Annotated in this window: 21 protein-coding genes and 1 pseudogene; 10 read left to right on the forward strand and 12 right to left on the reverse strand. The window is 64.7% G+C overall.

From position 1 onward, the window contains the following. Positions 1-3: 3 nt before the first annotated feature. Entirely contained in the window at positions 4-609 is a 606-nt protein-coding gene (locus NL241_RS12625; protein WP_487688758.1) for a TetR/AcrR family transcriptional regulator, read from the reverse strand. An 87-nt stretch (positions 610-696) separates the two neighbouring features. Between NL241_RS12625 and NL241_RS12630 the strand changes: the two genes are divergently transcribed. The 4 genes from NL241_RS12630 (at position 697) to nrdE (ending at position 4,589) form a co-directional block, all read left to right on the forward strand. Next, positions 697-1,254: an NADPH-dependent FMN reductase gene (locus NL241_RS12630; RefSeq protein ID WP_487688760.1), complete on the forward strand. Its 558-nt coding sequence runs from the start codon at positions 697-699 to the stop codon at positions 1,252-1,254. Positions 1,255-1,711: 457 nt separating this feature from the next. Further along, positions 1,712-1,954, forward strand: a complete 243-nt coding sequence (locus NL241_RS12635; protein ID WP_487688763.1) for a redoxin NrdH — start codon at positions 1,712-1,714, stop codon at positions 1,952-1,954. Between the two features lie 38 nt (positions 1,955-1,992). Then, positions 1,993-2,454, forward strand: coding sequence for a class Ib ribonucleoside-diphosphate reductase assembly flavoprotein NrdI (nrdI, locus tag NL241_RS12640; RefSeq protein WP_487688766.1), 462 nt, complete (start codon positions 1,993-1,995; stop codon positions 2,452-2,454). Then, positions 2,421-4,589 (forward strand): class 1b ribonucleoside-diphosphate reductase subunit alpha, encoded by a 2,169-nt coding sequence (nrdE, locus tag NL241_RS12645; RefSeq protein ID WP_487688768.1) that lies wholly within the window; start codon positions 2,421-2,423, stop codon positions 4,587-4,589. Before nrdI ends, nrdE begins: the two co-directional genes overlap by 34 nt. 44 nt (positions 4,590-4,633) lie before the next feature. Here nrdE and NL241_RS12650 read toward each other — a convergent pair whose 3' ends face one another. Beyond that, on the reverse strand, positions 4,634-4,981 hold the full coding sequence (locus NL241_RS12650; protein WP_487688771.1) for a contact-dependent growth inhibition system immunity protein: 348 nt from the start codon (positions 4,979-4,981) through the stop codon (positions 4,634-4,636). A gap of 72 nt (positions 4,982-5,053) precedes the next feature. Here NL241_RS12650 and NL241_RS12655 point away from each other — a divergent pair, with 72 nt between their 5' ends. Beyond that, a complete protein-coding gene (locus tag NL241_RS12655; protein ID WP_494397723.1) occupies positions 5,054-5,254 on the forward strand; it encodes a hypothetical protein in 201 nt (66 codons plus the stop codon). A gap of 9 nt (positions 5,255-5,263) precedes the next feature. Here NL241_RS12655 and NL241_RS12660 read toward each other — a convergent pair whose 3' ends face one another. The 6 genes and pseudogenes from NL241_RS12660 to NL241_RS12685 form a co-directional block, all read right to left on the reverse strand. After that, the gene (locus NL241_RS12660; protein WP_487689378.1) at positions 5,264-5,434 is read right to left on the reverse strand and encodes an LppU/SCO3897 family protein; all 171 of its coding nucleotides are present in this window, start codon (positions 5,432-5,434) and stop codon (positions 5,264-5,266) included. Between the two features lie 35 nt (positions 5,435-5,469). Further along, a pseudogene (locus tag NL241_RS12665) lies at positions 5,470-5,604 on the reverse strand (LppU/SCO3897 family protein); the annotation flags it as partial. Positions 5,605-5,643: 39 nt separating this feature from the next. Then, positions 5,644-5,973, reverse strand: coding sequence for a contact-dependent growth inhibition system immunity protein (locus NL241_RS12670; protein WP_487688777.1), 330 nt, complete (start codon positions 5,971-5,973; stop codon positions 5,644-5,646). Beyond that, entirely contained in the window at positions 5,970-7,814 is a 1,845-nt protein-coding gene (locus NL241_RS12675) for an Rv0964c family protein (protein ID WP_494397724.1), read from the reverse strand. The genes NL241_RS12670 and NL241_RS12675 overlap by 4 nt, the downstream gene beginning before the upstream one ends. Before the next feature lie 12 nt (positions 7,815-7,826). After that, positions 7,827-8,174 (reverse strand): WXG100 family type VII secretion target, encoded by a 348-nt coding sequence (locus NL241_RS12680; RefSeq protein ID WP_487688781.1) that lies wholly within the window; start codon positions 8,172-8,174, stop codon positions 7,827-7,829. Positions 8,175-8,203: 29 nt separating this feature from the next. Further along, the gene (locus NL241_RS12685; protein WP_494397725.1) at positions 8,204-8,590 is read right to left on the reverse strand and encodes a DUF5997 family protein; all 387 of its coding nucleotides are present in this window, start codon (positions 8,588-8,590) and stop codon (positions 8,204-8,206) included. A gap of 28 nt (positions 8,591-8,618) precedes the next feature. Here NL241_RS12685 and NL241_RS12690 point away from each other — a divergent pair, with 28 nt between their 5' ends. Beyond that, a complete protein-coding gene (locus NL241_RS12690; RefSeq protein WP_494397726.1) occupies positions 8,619-9,332 on the forward strand; it encodes a LysR family substrate-binding domain-containing protein in 714 nt (237 codons plus the stop codon). On the opposite strand, the gene NL241_RS12695 is transcribed toward NL241_RS12690, so the two are convergent. The 4 genes from NL241_RS12695 to NL241_RS12710 all read right to left on the reverse strand — a co-directional run bounded on the left by NL241_RS12695 (position 9,329) and on the right by NL241_RS12710 (position 12,094). Further along, on the reverse strand, positions 9,329-9,805 hold the full coding sequence (locus tag NL241_RS12695) for an SMI1/KNR4 family protein (protein ID WP_487688789.1): 477 nt from the start codon (positions 9,803-9,805) through the stop codon (positions 9,329-9,331). The two genes, NL241_RS12690 and NL241_RS12695, sit on opposite strands and share 4 nt — an antisense overlap. Continuing rightward, positions 9,802-10,218, reverse strand: a complete 417-nt coding sequence (locus tag NL241_RS12700) for a VOC family protein (protein ID WP_494397727.1) — start codon at positions 10,216-10,218, stop codon at positions 9,802-9,804. The genes NL241_RS12695 and NL241_RS12700 overlap by 4 nt, the downstream gene beginning before the upstream one ends. A 10-nt stretch (positions 10,219-10,228) precedes the next feature. Next, the gene (locus NL241_RS12705) at positions 10,229-10,630 is read right to left on the reverse strand and encodes a VOC family protein (RefSeq protein WP_494397728.1); all 402 of its coding nucleotides are present in this window, start codon (positions 10,628-10,630) and stop codon (positions 10,229-10,231) included. A gap of 276 nt (positions 10,631-10,906) precedes the next feature. Continuing rightward, complete coding sequence (locus NL241_RS12710) at positions 10,907-12,094, reverse strand: NAD(P)/FAD-dependent oxidoreductase (protein WP_487688796.1); 1,188 nt, start codon at positions 12,092-12,094, stop codon at positions 10,907-10,909. 177 nt (positions 12,095-12,271) lie between these two features. Between NL241_RS12710 and NL241_RS12715 the strand changes: the two genes are divergently transcribed. The 4 genes from NL241_RS12715 to nrdF all read left to right on the forward strand — a co-directional run bounded on the left by NL241_RS12715 (position 12,272) and on the right by nrdF (position 16,332). Then, positions 12,272-13,012, forward strand: coding sequence for a TetR/AcrR family transcriptional regulator (locus NL241_RS12715; RefSeq protein ID WP_487688799.1), 741 nt, complete (start codon positions 12,272-12,274; stop codon positions 13,010-13,012). Between the two features lie 44 nt (positions 13,013-13,056). Further along, on the forward strand, positions 13,057-13,698 hold the full coding sequence (locus NL241_RS12720; RefSeq protein ID WP_487688802.1) for a TetR/AcrR family transcriptional regulator: 642 nt from the start codon (positions 13,057-13,059) through the stop codon (positions 13,696-13,698). Position 13,699: 1 nt separating this feature from the next. Next, a complete protein-coding gene (locus tag NL241_RS12725; RefSeq protein ID WP_494397729.1) occupies positions 13,700-15,244 on the forward strand; it encodes a flavin-containing monooxygenase in 1,545 nt (514 codons plus the stop codon). Positions 15,245-15,369: 125 nt separating this feature from the next. Further along, on the forward strand, positions 15,370-16,332 hold the full coding sequence (gene nrdF / locus NL241_RS12730) for a class 1b ribonucleoside-diphosphate reductase subunit beta (RefSeq protein WP_487689380.1): 963 nt from the start codon (positions 15,370-15,372) through the stop codon (positions 16,330-16,332). Positions 16,333-16,380 lie beyond the last annotated feature (48 nt).

Raw genomic sequence — 16,380 nt, forward strand, 5'->3', positions numbered from 1 at the left:
GTGTCAGCGCCCGCACAACTTCCGCGCCAGGCTTTCCCATCTGTCGCCGAGTTCGTCGAGGGTCAGACGGCGGTCGGCGAGTTGATGTTGCACGTAGTCGGCCTGCAGCAGCGCCAACAGGGCGTCGGTCTGGGCATCGAGGTCCCCCGTGGTGCCCGCCTCGTCCAGCAGCACCCGGACGTGGCGGTGCAGCACCATCGCCGGAGCGTTGAAGCGGCTTTCCGGGTCGCGGCCGATATCGGCGAGCAGCGCGTGATGGTCGTGGGTGAACTGAAGGCGCGCGCGTCCGAACGCGATCAACCGGTCCAGCGGCGGTGCGCCGGGCCCGAGCGGGGGAGGACCGAACAGGAAGGCTTGTTGACTGGCCTTCTCGTCCTCGTCCAGCAGCACCATCATCAGGCCGGCCCGGCTGCCGAAGCGTCGGAAGACCGTGCCCTTGCCCACGCCTGCGGCGGTGGCGATATCGTCCATCGTGACGCTTTCGGCGCCGTGCTCGGCGATGAGCCGACGCGCCGCCTCGAGTAGCAGCAGGCGATTACGTGCCGCGTCGCCGCGTTCCTGCGGTGCGTCCGTGACCGGCAGGGCGCCGGGGAACTCCACAGTGCTCATGACTGCACTGTAACGCAGCCGGAATTATTCGGACCTCAGTCCGGTTACACTGGGCAACTCTCGCGGAATCGAAAGGAAGTCACGGCTGTGTCAGAGATCAAGTCCGATGTCGTCAATGTCCTGGTGCTGGTAGGCAGCCTGCGGGCGCAGTCGGTGAACCGCCAGTTGGCCGAGATCGCGGTCGCCAACGCCCCTGAGGGTGTCCGGCTGAACCTTTTCGACCGGCTGGGGGAGTTGCCGTACTACAACGAGGACATCGACGTCGACCCCGTGCCCGAGCCGGTGCAGGCGCTGCGTGATGCGGCCGCGCAAGCGGACGCCACCCTGATCGTCACCCCGGAATACAACGGCAGCATCCCGGGAGTGCTGAAAAACGCCATCGACTGGATCTCCCGGCCCTACGGCCAGGGCGCGCTCAAGGACAAGCCGGCCGCGGTGATCGGGGCGGCGCTCGGACAGTACGGCGGCGTGTGGGCGCACAACGAGACGCGCAAGTCCATCGGGGTCGCGGGGCTCCGGGTGGTGGAGTCGATCGAGTTCTCCCTGCCGACGTCCAGCCTGGACGGGAAGCACCCTCAGGACAGTGCTGAGGTGGTCGGGAAACTGCGCGACATCGTGGGAAAGCTGGTCGCCGAGGTCGGCTGACGCGGTTTCGCGACACGAAGCCGTCGACGGGTCGGATATGACCTGTCGACGGCTTTGCTGTGTTATAGGGCGACGCGGCGCCGAGGCGGTTCTGTCGGTGGGCACTGGTAGTAGTAGGGCGGAGGGCGCCGCGACGGTGAGTTGTGATCTGCAACACGCCGCCCGACGCGCCGCCAAAGTGCTTACGACCAGGGAATTTCATGAATGTTGTTCAGAACATGTGGTATCTCTTCGGAATGTCGGCCACTAGGTGTAGTGTCTGACGAGCCGACAGACCCCAACCTCTAGAGGCAGCCGAAGGTCAGAGTTCCGATCGATCCATGACGGAGAAATCAGAACGAAACTCCCGGCGGACAACTGGAATTTCGGGGCGCAGCGGTCTGCTGAACAGTAGTGAGCCTCGTCCGAGTCAGGTCAATAACCGTTTCGCTGAGCCGAAGAGGGAGTCGAACGAAACATGAGCGTCACCGTCTACACCAAGCCCGCATGTGTGCAGTGCAACGCCACCTACAAGGCTCTGGACAAGCAAGGCGTCGACTACACCGTCATCGACATCACCCTGGACTCGGACGCCCGTGACTACGTGATGGCGCTGGGCTACCTGCAGGCGCCGGTCGTCGTGGCCGGAAACGAGCACTGGTCGGGCTTCCGGCCGGACCGGATCAAGGCGCTCGGCGTCACCGCCGCGGCCACGGCCTGACGACCACGAAGGACAGATCGACCGGAGAGGGGAGCGAGATGGCGGACGTGCCCGCACCCAACCTCGTCTACTTCTCCAGCGTGTCCGAGAACACCCACCGCTTCGTCCAGAAGCTCGACCTTCCCTCGATCCGGATCCCGCTGCGTGACCGGATTCAGGTCGACCACCCGTATGTGCTGGTCGTGCCCACCTATGGGGGTGGGCACGCCAACGGTCCCGATCCCGACGCCGGGGGCTACGTGCCCAAGCAGGTGATCGCCTTCTTGAACAATGAACACAACCGATCGTTGATCCGCGGCGTGATCGCCGCGGGCAACACGAACTTCGGGGCCGAATTCGGCTACGCGGGCAATGTGGTCTCGCGCAAGTGCGGCGTGCCCTTTTTGTACAGATTCGAACTGATGGGGACGACGGATGACGTCTTCGCGGTTCGCGCCGGACTAGCCGATTTTTGGAAGGAACAGACGTGCCACCAACCGTCACAGCTGCAGAACCAGTAACCACCGGCGTGCACGCCCTTCCAGGCGAGACGGATTATCACGCGCTCAACGCGATGCTCAACCTGTACGACAAGGACGGCAAGATCCAGTTCGACAAGGATCGCGAAGCCGCCAATCAGTACTTCCTGCAGCACGTCAACCAGAACACGGTCTTCTTCCACAATCAGGACGAGAAGCTCGACTACCTGGTCCAGAAGGAGTACTACGAGCGCGAGGTCCTCGATCAGTACTCCCGTAACTTCGTCAAGACGCTGCTGGACCGGGCCTACGCCAAGAAGTTCCGGTTCCCCACCTTCCTCGGCGCGTTCAAGTACTACACCAGCTACACACTCAAGACTTTCGACGGCAAGCGCTACCTCGAGCGCTTCGAAGACCGCGTGGTGATGGTGGCGCTCACGCTGGCTGCCGGTGACACCACCTTGGCCGAGAAGCTCGTCGACGAGATCATCGACGGCCGCTTCCAGCCGGCCACCCCGACGTTCCTCAACTCGGGCAAGAAGCAGCGCGGCGAGCCGGTCAGCTGCTTCCTGCTGCGCATCGAGGACAACATGGAGTCCATCGGGCGCTCCATCAACTCAGCGCTGCAGCTGTCCAAGCGCGGCGGCGGAGTTGCCTTGCTGCTCACCAACATCCGTGAGCACGGCGCGCCCATCAAGAACATCGAGAACCAGAGTTCGGGTGTCATCCCGATCATGAAGCTGCTCGAGGACTCGTTCTCGTATGCCAACCAGCTCGGCGCCCGCCAGGGAGCCGGCGCGGTGTACCTGCACGCCCACCACCCCGACATCTACCGATTCCTCGACACCAAGCGCGAGAACGCCGACGAGAAGATCCGGATCAAGACGCTCTCGCTGGGCGTGGTGATCCCGGACATCACCTTCGAGCTGGCGAAGAAGAACGAGGACATGTACCTCTTCTCGCCGTACGACGTCGAGAGAGTCTACGGCGTGCCGTTCGCCGATATCTCGGTCACCGAGAAGTACTACGAGATGGTCGACGACGCCCGCATCCGCAAGACCAAGATCAAGGCGCGGGAGTTCTTCCAGACCCTGGCCGAGCTGCAGTTCGAGTCCGGTTACCCGTACATCATGTACGAGGACACCGTGAACCGGGCCAACCCCATCGCTGGCAAGATCACGCACTCGAACCTGTGCTCGGAGATCCTGCAGGTGTCCACTCCGTCGGAGTTCAACGACGACCTGTCCTATTCCAAAGTGGGCAAGGACATCTCGTGCAACCTCGGTTCGCTCAACATCGCCAAGGCCATGGACTCGCCGGACTTCGCGCAGACCATCGAGGTGGCCATCCGGGCGCTCACCGCGGTCAGCGACCAGACCTCCATCACCTCGGTGCCCTCGATCGAGCAGGGCAACAACGAGTCGCACGCCATCGGGCTGGGGCAGATGAACCTGCACGGCTACCTGGCCCGCGAGCGGATCCACTACGGCTCCGAAGAGGGTGTGGACTTCACCAACATCTACTTCTACACCGTGCTCTACCACGCACTGCGGGCGTCGAATCGCATTGCGCTGGAACGCGGTAAGGCGTTCGGTGGGTTCAAGGAGTCGAAGTACGCCTCCGGTGAGTTCTTCGACAAGTACACCGACCGGGTGTGGGAGCCGGCCACCGAGCGGGTGCGCCAATTGTTCGCCGACGCCGGCATCCGCATCCCCACGCAGGACGACTGGAAGCGGTTGAAGGAGTCGGTGCAGACTCACGGCATCTACAACCAGAACCTGCAGGCGGTGCCGCCCACCGGTTCGATCTCCTACATCAACCACTCCACGTCCTCGATCCACCCGGTGGCGTCCAAGATCGAGATCCGCAAGGAAGGCAAGATCGGCCGCGTCTACTACCCGGCGCCCTACCTGACCAACGACAACCTGGAGTACTACCAGGACGCGTACGAGATCGGCTACGAGAAGATCATCGACACCTACGCCGCGGCCACCCAGCACGTGGACCAGGGCCTGAGCCTGACGCTGTTCTTCAAGGACACCGCCAACACCCGCGACGTGAACAAGGCTCAGATCTACGCCTGGCGCAAGGGCATCAAGACGCTGTACTACATCCGGCTGCGTCAGATGGCCCTGGAGGGTACCGAGGTCGAGGGTTGCGTCAGCTGCATGCTGTGACGGTCAATTGAGTTGCAGGCCAGGCGGATTCGCCTGGCCTGCTTCTATTTGCACTTGGCTCTGCGTTGGGACGCGGCGTTCCGCTCAATTCCGTCTGCATGCAGGCGCAGTCGGTGCGCGACCTCGCCGAGCCAGTGTCGGTGAGGCACCGGGTCGGGGCAGTAGTAACAACCGGCGGTGTGCAGGAGGAAATGATCCAGTTCCGGCTCCGGCCGGCTCGCGCGTAGATCGTCGATTTCGTCGGCCAGCGTTCTCAGTTGTTCGGCATTGGGATCGTCGTCGACGTACATGTCGACGACGCCTTGCCAATCGTCCGCTTCGAGATCCCAGTCCTGGTGGAAGTAGGCGCCGAAGAACTGGCCCAGATCCCAGGAGATCGAGTCATCGGTCATGGTCGTGGTCGGTAACTGTTCTTGCTGTTGAAGTGAATTTCTGCGCCACGTTGACGTGAATCCTAGTGGTCGGTGCGCGCCAACCCGGGTGTGCGTGATGATGAACTGATGTCGACGTTGGTTGTGGCGGTCCTCGTCACTGTACTGGTCGTCGGGATCGTCGTCGCGATGTTCGCCCTGATCTACGTCTGGGAGAAGTGGGGGAGAGGCTCCCGGGTGGAGCGGTGCGTCGATCGGTTCTTTGATCGCCTCAGCGACATGTTCGACCGGTAGGGCCAGCGGTCAAGGCACGACGAGGCAGAACGTACGAGGTGGCTGGCGGTAGGCCAACACCTCGGCGTCGGCGTCGCAGGCTGCGTCCTCGGCGCTGCTCTCGACGCGGCTGGCGACCTTGACGTTCGCGCTGGGGTCAGTGCAGTCCACCGGAACCGCTTGCGGGCAATGGCGTGGCAGCCTTCCTCACTCAAGTTGAGGACGAAGCACTGCGTGCGAGAGTCGCTGGCGAGCACCGGATACAGGCCGCCCTCCCGATTGCCGTCAGGGCAGGTCGCTGTCGAGTCGCCTCGAGCCGCAAGTTGCAGCGTGGCATCCGAGCGGCTGCAGTCGACGGGTTCGACATCCATGCCCGTCGCGGTAGGCGTCGGCGGTGATACATCGCCCGACTACGAGATTGCTCCCCGCCGCTCAATGGAAGCGGCGTGTTGGCGGAGTCGGTCTGCTATCTGGCTCAGCCACTCGTGATAAGTCGTCAGCGGTTGAGGGTTGTACGCGGAGTGTGCCTGGCGTGACACAAGATATTCGAGCGTGTGCTCATCGCTGCAGTCAAGTAATTCATCGATCTCGAGGGCAAGGGCGGTGAGCCTCGCCGCCTCTTTTCCCTTCGCGAAACTGTCGACGACGCCCTCCCACTCTTCAGCAACAATGTCCCAGTCCTGGTGAAAGTTGCCTCCGAAGAACTGCCGTATTGTCTCCGAGACTGCGCCCTTGGTCATGGTTCCATGTATCCCGTCAATATGTACCAGTTACCGGTTCCGTCGCCCTTCAGGACGACAAGGGTAGAGGACCCGGTGGTCGTCTCCGCCGCATCCCTTACGAGTACCGATCCGCCGTTGAATGGCGCCTCCAACACCAACGTGTCCTCAGCGTTATTGGCAACCCAATTATCGATGGCTGTCCGATTGTGCTGGAGCGTAGTGCTGACCGCGGCCGCCGCTTCCTCCTGACTCACGAATGTCGAGGCAGCCTCCATACGGGGACGTGACTCCAAGCGCGCGGCGAGATCATCGAAGGTGCGGCCAACGTGCCTCTCCATGAGATGCCCGCCGGACGCCTCGCTGGCGGTGAGCAGTGCAGCGGTGTCCTCAATGCCATAAGAACCCACGGATCCGATGTCGTCGGCTGCACCGTCCGGGACATCCGGCAGGTCAGGGCTGCTCGGCACATCATCGGCACCGACGTGAGGTGTTGGAACGTCGGTGGGAATGTCGTCGGCATGACGACCAACCACGCCAAGAGCGTCGAGGCCGTGCTCCACTCCCTCGGTGACCAGCTTGCCGCCCGGGATCGGAACAGACCCGGCGATGTCGAGCAGGGCTCCGGCTTGTTCGGCCCCTGATTGCTCGCCCCAGTTGATCAGCACGTCAGCGGTTTCCACGTAATCCGGGATGATGCCGAAGCTGCCCTCACTGAGTGCGCGACTCGCTTCCGCCAGTTTCGACGGCTCCGGCGGGAGCCGCTGGACGTCGGCGTTGGGCAAGGGCGGTGGAACTTCGACGCCTCGACCGCCGGATTCGGTCACGGCGAAGTTCAGGTCTTCGAGGATCTGTCGCTGGTCGGTGAGCTCGCGGCGCGCGTCGAACAGCTTCTGGGTCAGCAAATCCGTGGCGTTGCGGTTGGGGCCTGCCCCCGCGCCTGCTGTGTAGTTCTCGGCGGCGGCATTGTTGAGTGCCGCCTCTGCGGCCTTCACGTTCTGCTCAGCGGCGTGAACCTTGGCGAGTTGCCGATTGACAGCGGAGGGGTCAGTGGCCGCAATGGGTCCCGCCAACGGCGCCTGGGTGTAGGGGGTGCCGTCTTCGGATTTACCGGTGAGCTCCCCGACTAGGCGGTCCGTGGCATCGGGCGGCACCGGCACGGGTTGTCCGGCGACGTCGGTCAGCGCGTCGTCGAGGTTCTCGGGTTGACCGGGATCAGTGGTGGTACTGCCGGCGAGAATCTCACGGGGTGTCCCAGCCGCGCCCTCGGCCGTCTGGCGAGCCTCCGGCGGAATCAGCATGTCTTCGAGACTCGTGGGCGCATCCGGGTTTTCGGCGTCGGGCGGGTTCGTCCCGGCCGGTGCTTGAGCCGGTGTCTCCCCGCTGGCCATGTCGATGGCGTTGGCCAAGGCCATGTCGACCAGGTTTGCCTCGCCGAGCAGTGTGTCGACCCGCGGTTGCAGCTGTTGCTGCTTGAGTAACAGTTCCATCGGGTCGCCGTTGAAATCCGGGCCGGCGACCACTCGACCTGATACCGGGTCGATCTCCATACCGAGAGCGGCGGCGTCGGCCTTGAGGGTCGCCAAATCGGACTTGATGCGCTCGATCTCGTCTGCCGCCGCGCGGGCAGCAATGGCTACAGCGAGGGCTTCCGCACCGTGAGCCTCCAGATCGGCCCGGGTCTTGGCGATGGCCTCTTTGGCCGCCTCGGCCGCCTCGCCGCCCCAGCTGGCAAAGGCAGGCAACTCGGCGATGCCGTCAGCCGCGTCCTGTACGGCTTGTGCACGGCTGGTGGCGGCGTGAAAAACCTCCCGGACATCTCCCGCATCCCACCGTTCGATGTCGGCGATGGTGAGCGTCACGATCGCGGGGTTCTACATCTGGGTCGCGATGGAATCAGCCTGTCGCCCTGGTGCTTCGAGAGCCTCGGCGTGGCGTTCCTCCATGGCGCAGAACTCCTGGGCACAGGTGTGCAGGCCTTGGGCGTGTGCGCTGAGCTGGGTCAGTAGGCTCGTCGTCGTGCTCGACCAGGCCGCCATCCGCAACGTCAGCGATGCCGCCGAATGTCCCTGCCAACCACCATGAGCGGTTTCGATCCGGGCATCAGCAGTGCAGTGCTTCATGGCCACGTCTTCGCCGTGACTGGTCACTTTCACACCCGAGGCCGCCAGATCCTCGATGTTCACCTCTAGAGCCACTGCCATCCCCTCCTCTGCAGACATGCTTAGCAGCAAAGTTCAGGAGGCGGTAGTCACCTCTCGCGGGCCTTATCGGCGTGCAGTGCCTTCACGCGTCTTTCTTCACGCAGCACATTCTGGTAGCTCTCGCGTTCGGCAACCAGCCAGTCCGGCTTCTCCTCGAGCAACTGATTGATCTGCTCGGTGGTCAGGGCCTCGGTGACACCGCCGCGGCCGAGACCGGCGATCGAGATGCCCAGCTTGGCCGCCACCAGGTTCTTCGGGTGCGGCCCGCTCTTGCGAAGATCCTTGAGCCACTGCGGCGGATCCTCCTGCAAGGCGGCGAGTTCAGCGCGGGTGATCACCTTCTCCTGGAACTCCGCAGGCGTGGCCGGCAGATACACGTCCAGCTTCTTGGCCGCCGTGGCGGGTTTCATGGACTGTGAGTCGGGCCTGCTCATGGGACAAGCGTATCGGTAGCCTGAAGCGGTGACATCGGCCTCGCTCACCCTCGGCTACGTCCCAGGTGGGACGCCCGCCAAGTGGGCCAGGATCTGGTCGGAGCGCCACCCCGGTTCACCCCTGGAGTTGCGCGCGCTGACGGCCGCGGAGGCGGCCGACGCCGTGCGGACCGGCGCCGTCGACGTGGCGCTCCTCCGGCCACCCGCCGACGTCTCCGGGCTCGCAATCATTCCGCTGTACGAGGAGACGACGGTGGCTGTGGTGCCCACCGACCACCTCTTGACCGCCGTCGACGAGATCTCTGCCGCCGATCTCGACGGCGAGCCGAGGCTGCTGCCGTGTGACGACGTGGTCAACTGGCCGCAGGCACCCGGAACGCCGGTCGAGCATCGGCCCGAAACCACCGGCGACGCAATCGAACTGGTGGCCGCCGGGTTGGGCGCACTCGTCGTTCCCCAGTCGTTGGCCCGGCTGTATCACCGGAAGGACCTGACCTACCGTCCCATTGCCGATGCACCCACCTGCCCCGTCGCGCTAGCCGTCTCCGCCGGTCCGCAGTCGGAACTGGTCGAGGAGTTCATCGGCATCGTGCGGGGCCGCAAGGCCGGCTCATCGCGGGCCCAGGCCGAGCCGGCACCCAAGCGCACCGCCCGGGAGAAGACGCTGGCCAAGCAGGCCGCCCGGGCCGCCGCAGGCAAGGTGGCGCGCAAACCCGGCCAGGCCAAGCGCGGTCGACGCTAGCTGATCAACTCGGACCAGAACTCGACGACACCCGGCTGACGGTCGCCGTCGTCAGAGCCGAGGTAGTCGGTCAACGTGGCGCCCACGACGGTGACATCGGTGCGGATCACCGACAACACGGGTCGGCCGCTCGTACCGCGTCCGGCCGGTAGGTAGTGGTGCCCGTGCACCGGGACCAGCCGCGGCGCCCGCGCCAGGTGGTAATTGGCGCTGCGCAGAGCATCTTTCATGCGCGCAGGCCGCGGGCCCCAGCCGTCATGCCAGAAGTCGTCCCATTCCACCGCGTACAGGATTCCGTCGACCGGCAGCTGCATCTGCTTCTGCAGGCCGCGGACGCCGCCACGCCAATTGGGCCATCCGGAACCCGTCGGCAACTGTGCCGCCAGGAATGCCCGGTGATCGTCGGCGAACTCGAAACCCAACGCCTCTTCGACGCGCAGGAATTCGGCGTCGGTCAGGCCCGGTTCGCTCACAAGGTGACGGTGCCGTCGTCGTTGACGGTCCACTGCGGGTTGTGCGCGATCTCCCATACGTGGCCGTCGAGGTCGGCGAAGTAACCCGAATACCCGCCCCACTCCGTGCGTTCAGCGGGTTTGAGGATGGTGGCCCCGGCTGCTCGGGCCTCAGCGAAGACCCGGTCGACGTCGGCCTGACTGCGTTGGTTGACCGCAATGGTGATGCCGCTGAAGCTCCCGTCGACGGGGTGGCGGGCGTCGGCCGCCAAGTCGGAGCGTCCGAACAATCCGAGGGCAATCCCGGGCAGTTGATAGAACGCGACCTCGTCGTGGACGGCGGCGGGCGTCCAACCCAGGCCCTGCTCGAAGAACGCGCGGGAGCGGGCGAGATCGTCGACTCCGAGCGTGATGAGGCTGACGCGCTGCTCCATGGCAACCACCCTATTCGCCCTGGCCGGGCAGATAGCTCCCGATGGACCACTGCCTGCCCTCGGGGTCCAGCAGTTCGGTGCGGAAGTTGCCCCAGGCTGTTGTCGCGGGCGCGATGAGAACTGTTGTGCCGCAGTCGGTTGCGCGTTGATGAATGGCCGTCACCTCGTCGGCGTCAACAACGATGTACAGCCCGGAGCCCACGCAGTCGCCCTTGACGGCGGGCACGTCGTAACCGCGGTCGTCGTGCTGGATGCACACCACAGCGTCACCGTGGCGCAGCTCGGCGTGCACCAGCTGACCGTCATAGCGGAACTCACTAACCACCGCGAAGCCCAGCACGTCGCCGATCCAGCCCGCCATGGCGTCGGGATCGCGGTAGCAGATGAACGCCGTCAACTGTGCTGTCGCCATGGCTCTGGTCTACCGCTGAGCTCTGACATATATGTGCCCAGTGACGGCTACACGGCGTGTCGCGTCAGAATTCACACATATGTCCCGCGATGGCCGGGTCCGCATAGCGACATATATGTGCCCAGTGACGGCCACACGGCGTGTCGCGTCCTAACCGACACATATGTGACCGGGGAAGGGAGGCTGCGGTGCGGGCAGACCGCGAAAAACCACAACCGCCGAGTGCGGACGGAAGTCCACACCCGGCGGCGGCGCCGACGATGCGGCGGGGTGGTCCTACTTCTTGATGGTGTGCTGCGGCCCCTGGGCCTTCTTGTAGAGCGCTTTGAGCATCCGGTCACGGAACGCGGCGTTGTCGATCAGCTTGATACCGGCGTTCGCCAGCTTGGGCTGACCGATCAGCTTGTGCATGTAACGGCCCCGCTTGTACTCCCGGCCCCACGCGGCCTCCATGCGCTGCGCGTAGTTGGTGAAGTCGTCGGGTCCGCCGTTCTCCAGTGCCGCGATGGCGCACTCACCGGCGGCCAGGCCGGATTCCAGGGCCTTGGAGATACCCGCGCCGGACGCCGGCTTGCCTGCGCCCAGCGAGTCGCCGGTGAACAGCACACCCGGACGCCACGGCGGCCACGCCGTGAAGCCCATCGGCAATCGCCAGGCGCGCACACTCTTGTTCTTCTTCAGCTCCTCGATGGCCGGGAGGTCCCAGTCGCGGGGCAGGGTGCGCAGGAACTCGCCGAGGAACTGGGTGGCGTTGATCGCCTGCCAGTTCTTGTAGCTGTTGACGTAGCCCAGCCCGATGTTGAAGATGCCGTTGCCCATCGGGAACACCCAGCCGTACCCGGGCAGCTGATCGCCCTGGAACTGCAGCTTCAGGTAGATGTCGAGGCTGTCGGAGTCGACGCGGTTGGCCGGCATCTCCGAGCGGATCGCGATGGCCGAGTAGCCGTTGTACTCCGAGTCGATCTTCAGGGCGCGTTTGATGGGGGAGTAGGCGCCGTCGGCGGCGATCACCGCGTCGCCGTAGACCTTCTCGCCGTTCTTGAGCGTCACGCCGATGACGCGGCCGTTCTCGTTGAGCTCAGGACCGGTGACCTCGGCGCCCTGGCGCACCTCGGCGCCGGCGGACTCGGCGTGCTTGAGCAGCACGGTGTCCAGGTGCTCGCGGCTGACGGTGTGTCCGTGGTCGGGCATGCCTGGGCGCTTGGGGAACGACAGTTCCCATGCGCTGGGGCTGAACACTGTCACCCGGTTGACCCGGTGGTAGGTGGCGACCTCGTCGGCCAGGCCCATTTTCTGCAGGTAGCTGACTGCGCGGGCGGTCAGCCCGTCGCCGCACGGTTTGGCCCGCGGGAATTCCGCTTTGTCCAACACCAGCACCTTGGCGCCGGTCTGGGCGGCCTGCCAGGCGGCAGCCGAACCTGAGGGGCCCCCGCCGGCTATGACCAGGTCATATCGCTGCGTCACTCGTGCCTCTCGTTCGAAAGATTCAGGGCGTCGGGTGGTGATGGTAGTCCACAAAGCTAGGTACGCACCTGTTGCAACAACCGCTTCGCCCGCTGTGACTGTGATAACAACCGCCCTGACCTGCGGGTGCGTAGCGGTATGCCCAGGTCAGCACCCGTCGAGCGGTACAGTGCTCAGGTGCGCAGAGGTCCGAAGATCCGACCCGGCGGGGAAACCGCCGCGGTCAAGGTGGACGCGCGCAGCGAACGCTGGCGTGAACACCGCAAGAAGGTGCGCTCGGAGATCGTCGACGCGGCGTTCCGGGCCATCGACAAGCTCGGGCCCGAAGTGAGTCTGCGCGAGATCGCCGAAGAGGCCGGCACTGCCAAGCCCAAGATCTACCGGCACTTCACGGACAAGTCCGATCTGTTCCAAGCCATCGGCGAACGCATGCGCGACATGCTGTGGGCCGGCATCTTCCCGGTCATCAACATCGCCACCGATCCGGCCCGCGAGGTCATCCGGCGCAGCGTCGAGCAGTACGTGTATCTGGTCGACGAGCATCCCAACGTCGTCCGCTTCCTGGTGCAGGGGTTCCCGGAACAGTCCGAGTCGACCATGCGGGCGCTCAACGAGGGTCGCGAGATCACACTGGCGATCGCGGAGATGTTCAACAACGAGCTCCGTGAGATGGAGCTCGACCGCGCGGCCATCGAGCTCGCCGCCTACACCACATTCGGTTCGGCCACGTCGGCCACGGACTGGTGGCTGGGGCCTGATTCGGACAGCCCGCGCCGGATGGAACGGGACAAGTTCATCGAGTACCTGACCACCATCATGGTCGGGGCCATCAACGGCACCACTGCGCTGCTGGGTATCCGCATCGACCCCGATCTGCCGATCGGTAAAGCGGTGCCCCGCACCCACGTCGGCGGCTGAATCAACCGGACGGGCGCATCCGCTTACGTCGCTACCCTGGAGGGGTGACCCGGCGATTGCGTGCCGACGCCGCACTCAACCGCGACCGCATCGTGGATGCGGCCACCGAACTCTTCGCCGCCCGGGGCATCGCAGTGCCACTCGACGAAGTGGCCCGCAAGGCCGGTGTCGGTGTCGCAACGCTGTATCGCCGCTTTCCCACGCGTGCCGACCTGGCGGCCGCGACCTTCGAGCGCAACCTCTCCCGCTACACGGAGGCCGTCGACCGGGCCCTCGACGATTCCGAGCCGTGGCAGGGCTTCCGGGCGCTGGTCTACGAACTGTGCCAACTACAGGCCAGTGATGCAGGCCTGCGCGAACTGCTCACCATGTCGTTTCCCGCCAGCAGCATCATCGAGAAACGCGCCGGCGACGCACTGGCCAAATTGGGCACGCTGATCGAGCGTGCACAACAGGCCGGAGCGCTGCGCCGCGATGTCGTCGCCGGCGATGTGGTGGTGATGCTGCTGGCCAACGCGGGAGTGGTCTCGGCGACGGCGAATTCCGGCTCCGCCCAGGGGGCTGAGCCGTGGCGTCGATTCGCGGCGTTGATCATCAACGCGTTTGCCGTTCACCCGGCCGAACCGCTTCCGCCGGCGGCGCCTGAACAGCAGTTGCGGCGTTCGATCGTAATGCTCGCCGAGTAGGGTGAGCGACGCAGTTTTACCCAGTACCGTGGGTCCCATGATCTCCGAGAAGGTTCCCCGTTTTCGCGCCCTGATCATCGGCACCGGGTTCTCCGGCTTGGGGATGGCGATCGCCCTGCAAAAACAGGGCGCCGATTTCCTCATCCTGGAGAAAGCCGACGACATCGGCGGCACCTGGCGGGACAACGTCTATCCCGGGTGTGCGTGCGATGTGCCGTCGCATCTGTATTCGTTCTCCTTCGAACCCAAACCCGACTGGTCCCGGGTGTTCTCGCCGCAGCCGGAGATCCTGGAGTACCTGCGGGGAGTCACCGACAAGTACGGCCTGCGCCGCCACATCCGGTTCGGCGCCCGGGTGGAGCGGGCGCACTGGGACGACGACGAACACCGTTGGCATGTCTTCACCGACAACGGTGAGGAGTTCGTCGCACAGTTCCTGATCTCCGGTGCCGGTGCGCTGCACATACCGTCGATGCCCGAGATCGAGGGGCTGGACACATTCGCCGGCTCGGCGTTCCACTCCGCGCAGTGGGATCCGGGCATCGATCTGACCGGCAAGCGGGTCGCGGTGATCGGCACCGGCGCCAGCGCCATCCAGATCGTGCCCGAGGTGGTCGGGCAGGTGGCGCACCTCCAGCTCTACCAACGCACCCCGCCCTGGGTATTCCCGCGTCCCAACGCCCACATCTCACCCCGGCTGCAGCAGGTGTTCGCCCGCGTGCCCGGGGTGCGCGCGGCATTGCGCGCCGGCATCTACTGGTTCCTCGAAGGCACCGCGTTCGGCTTGACCCGGCGACCGGGCTTGCTGCGCGTCTACGAGGCCATGGGGAAGTGGAACATCCGCCGTGCCATCTCGGATCGCGCTCTGCGGGCGAAACTGACTCCCGACTACCGGGCCGGATGCAAACGGATCCTGTACTCCACCAACTACTACCAATCGCTGGCCCGGCCCAACGCCGAGGTCATCACCGACCGGATCACGCGGATCACCCCCGGTGGCGTGGTGACCGCCGACGGCACCGAGCGTGCCGCGGACGTCATCATCTTCGCGACGGGCTTCCACGTCACCGATTCCTACACCTACGTCGACATCAAGGGACCCGGCGGGGAAGACCTGGTCGACCGGTGGAACGCCGAAGGAGTGGTGGCCCATCGCGGCATCACAGTGGCCGGTATGCCCAACCTGTTCTTCCTGCTCGGCCCGAACACCGGTCTGGGCCACACCTCGGTGGTGTTCATGATCGAATCGCAGATCCGCTACGTCGCGCAGGCCATCGCGGCGGTCGACAGAGCCGGGGCCGACGCGCTGACACCGACACGGGAGGCGCAGAACCGATTCAACGACAAGCTGCAGGAGGACCTGTCGCACTCGGTGTGGAACACCGGCGGTTGCCGTAGCTGGTATCTCGACGAGCACGGCAACAACCGCACGTTGTGGGGCGGGTTCACCTGGCAGTACTGGGCGGCGACGCGCACGCTGGACCTCGACGAGTACCGGCTCATCGGGCCTTCCCGGCGTGTCGAACGCGTGTCGGCGCCGGCCTGAGAAAACTCGTGGCGACACAACGTCTTGTGTTGCGGCCTGTTGTCTCACCCCAGTTGTAGTGTTGCGGGCACAAGCGGCGATTCGCCGTCAAGGTGTTGCAGAAGGGGTTTCCGGTGTCTGATGGAATCAAGCTGATCGACCGCGTTTCGGCCATCAACTGGAATCGTCTGCACGATGACAAAGACGGCGAAGTGTGGGACAGGCTGACCGGCAACTTCTGGTTGCCGGAGAAGGTCCCGGTGTCCAACGACATCCCGTCGTGGGGCACGCTCAACGACCACGAGAAGCAGCTCACCATGCGGGTGTTCACCGGCCTGACGCTGCTCGACACCATCCAGGGCACCGTCGGTGCGGTCAGCCTGATCCCCGACGCGCTCACCCCGCACGAGGAAGCGGTGTACACCAACATCGCGTTCATGGAATCGGTGCACGCCAAGAGCTACAGCAACATCTTCTCCACGCTGTGCTCCACCGCCGAGATCGACGAGGCGTTCCGCTGGTCGGAAGAAAACCCGAACCTGCAGCGCAAGGCCGAGATCGTCATGCAGTACTACAAAGGTGACGAGCCGCTCAAGCGCAAAGTGGCCTCGACGCTGCTGGAGAGCTTCCTGTTCTACTCGGGCTTCTACCTGCCGATGTACTGGTCCAGCCGCGCCAAGCTCACCAACACCGCCGACATGATCCGGCTGATCATCCGCGACGAGGCCGTGCACGGCTACTACATCGGCTACAAGTTCCAGCGCGGCCTGGCACAGGTCGACGAGGCCAAGCGCACCGAGCTCAAGGACTACACCTACGAGCTGCTGTTCGAGCTGTACGACAACGAGGTGGAATACACCCAGGATCTCTACGACGGTGTGGGGCTCACCGAGGACGTCAAGAAGTTCCTGCGCTACAACGCCAACAAGGCGCTGATGAATCTGGGCTACGAGGCGCTGTTCCCGAAGGACGAGACCGACGTCAACCCGGCCATTCTGTCGGCGCTGAGCCCCAACGCCGACGAGAACCACGACTTCTTCTCCGGCTCGGGCTCCAGCTACGTCATCGGCAAGGCCGTCAACACCGAAGACGAGGACTGGGACTTCTAGATCGTCGACCACAAACGAAACCCCCTGTGGCGCTGTGTGCCACAGGGG

It is taken from the genome of Mycolicibacterium sp. SMGY-1XX (assembly GCF_059132455.1).

Bases quoted from the DNA above. Each gene is read 5' to 3' on its own strand.
- NL241_RS12650 (WP_487688771.1), bottom strand. From the start codon at position 4,981: ATGACCGATGACTCGATCTCCTGGGATCTGGGCCAGTTCTTCGGCGCC.
- NL241_RS12625 (WP_487688758.1), bottom strand. From the start codon at position 609: ATGAGCACTGTGGAGTTCCCCGGCGCCCTGCCGGTCACGGACGCACCG.
- NL241_RS12680 (WP_487688781.1), bottom strand. From the start codon at position 8,174: ATGTCTGCAGAGGAGGGGATGGCAGTGGCTCTAGAGGTGAACATCGAG.
- nrdI (WP_487688766.1), top strand. From the start codon at position 1,993: ATGGCGGACGTGCCCGCACCCAACCTCGTCTACTTCTCCAGCGTGTCC.
- NL241_RS12685 (WP_494397725.1), bottom strand. From the start codon at position 8,590: ATGAGCAGGCCCGACTCACAGTCCATGAAACCCGCCACGGCGGCCAAG.
- NL241_RS12635 (WP_487688763.1), top strand. From the start codon at position 1,712: ATGAGCGTCACCGTCTACACCAAGCCCGCATGTGTGCAGTGCAACGCC.
- NL241_RS12670 (WP_487688777.1), bottom strand. From the start codon at position 5,973: ATGACCAAGGGCGCAGTCTCGGAGACAATACGGCAGTTCTTCGGAGGC.
- NL241_RS12700 (WP_494397727.1), bottom strand. From the start codon at position 10,218: ATGGAGCAGCGCGTCAGCCTCATCACGCTCGGAGTCGACGATCTCGCC.
- NL241_RS12705 (WP_494397728.1), bottom strand. From the start codon at position 10,630: ATGGCGACAGCACAGTTGACGGCGTTCATCTGCTACCGCGATCCCGAC.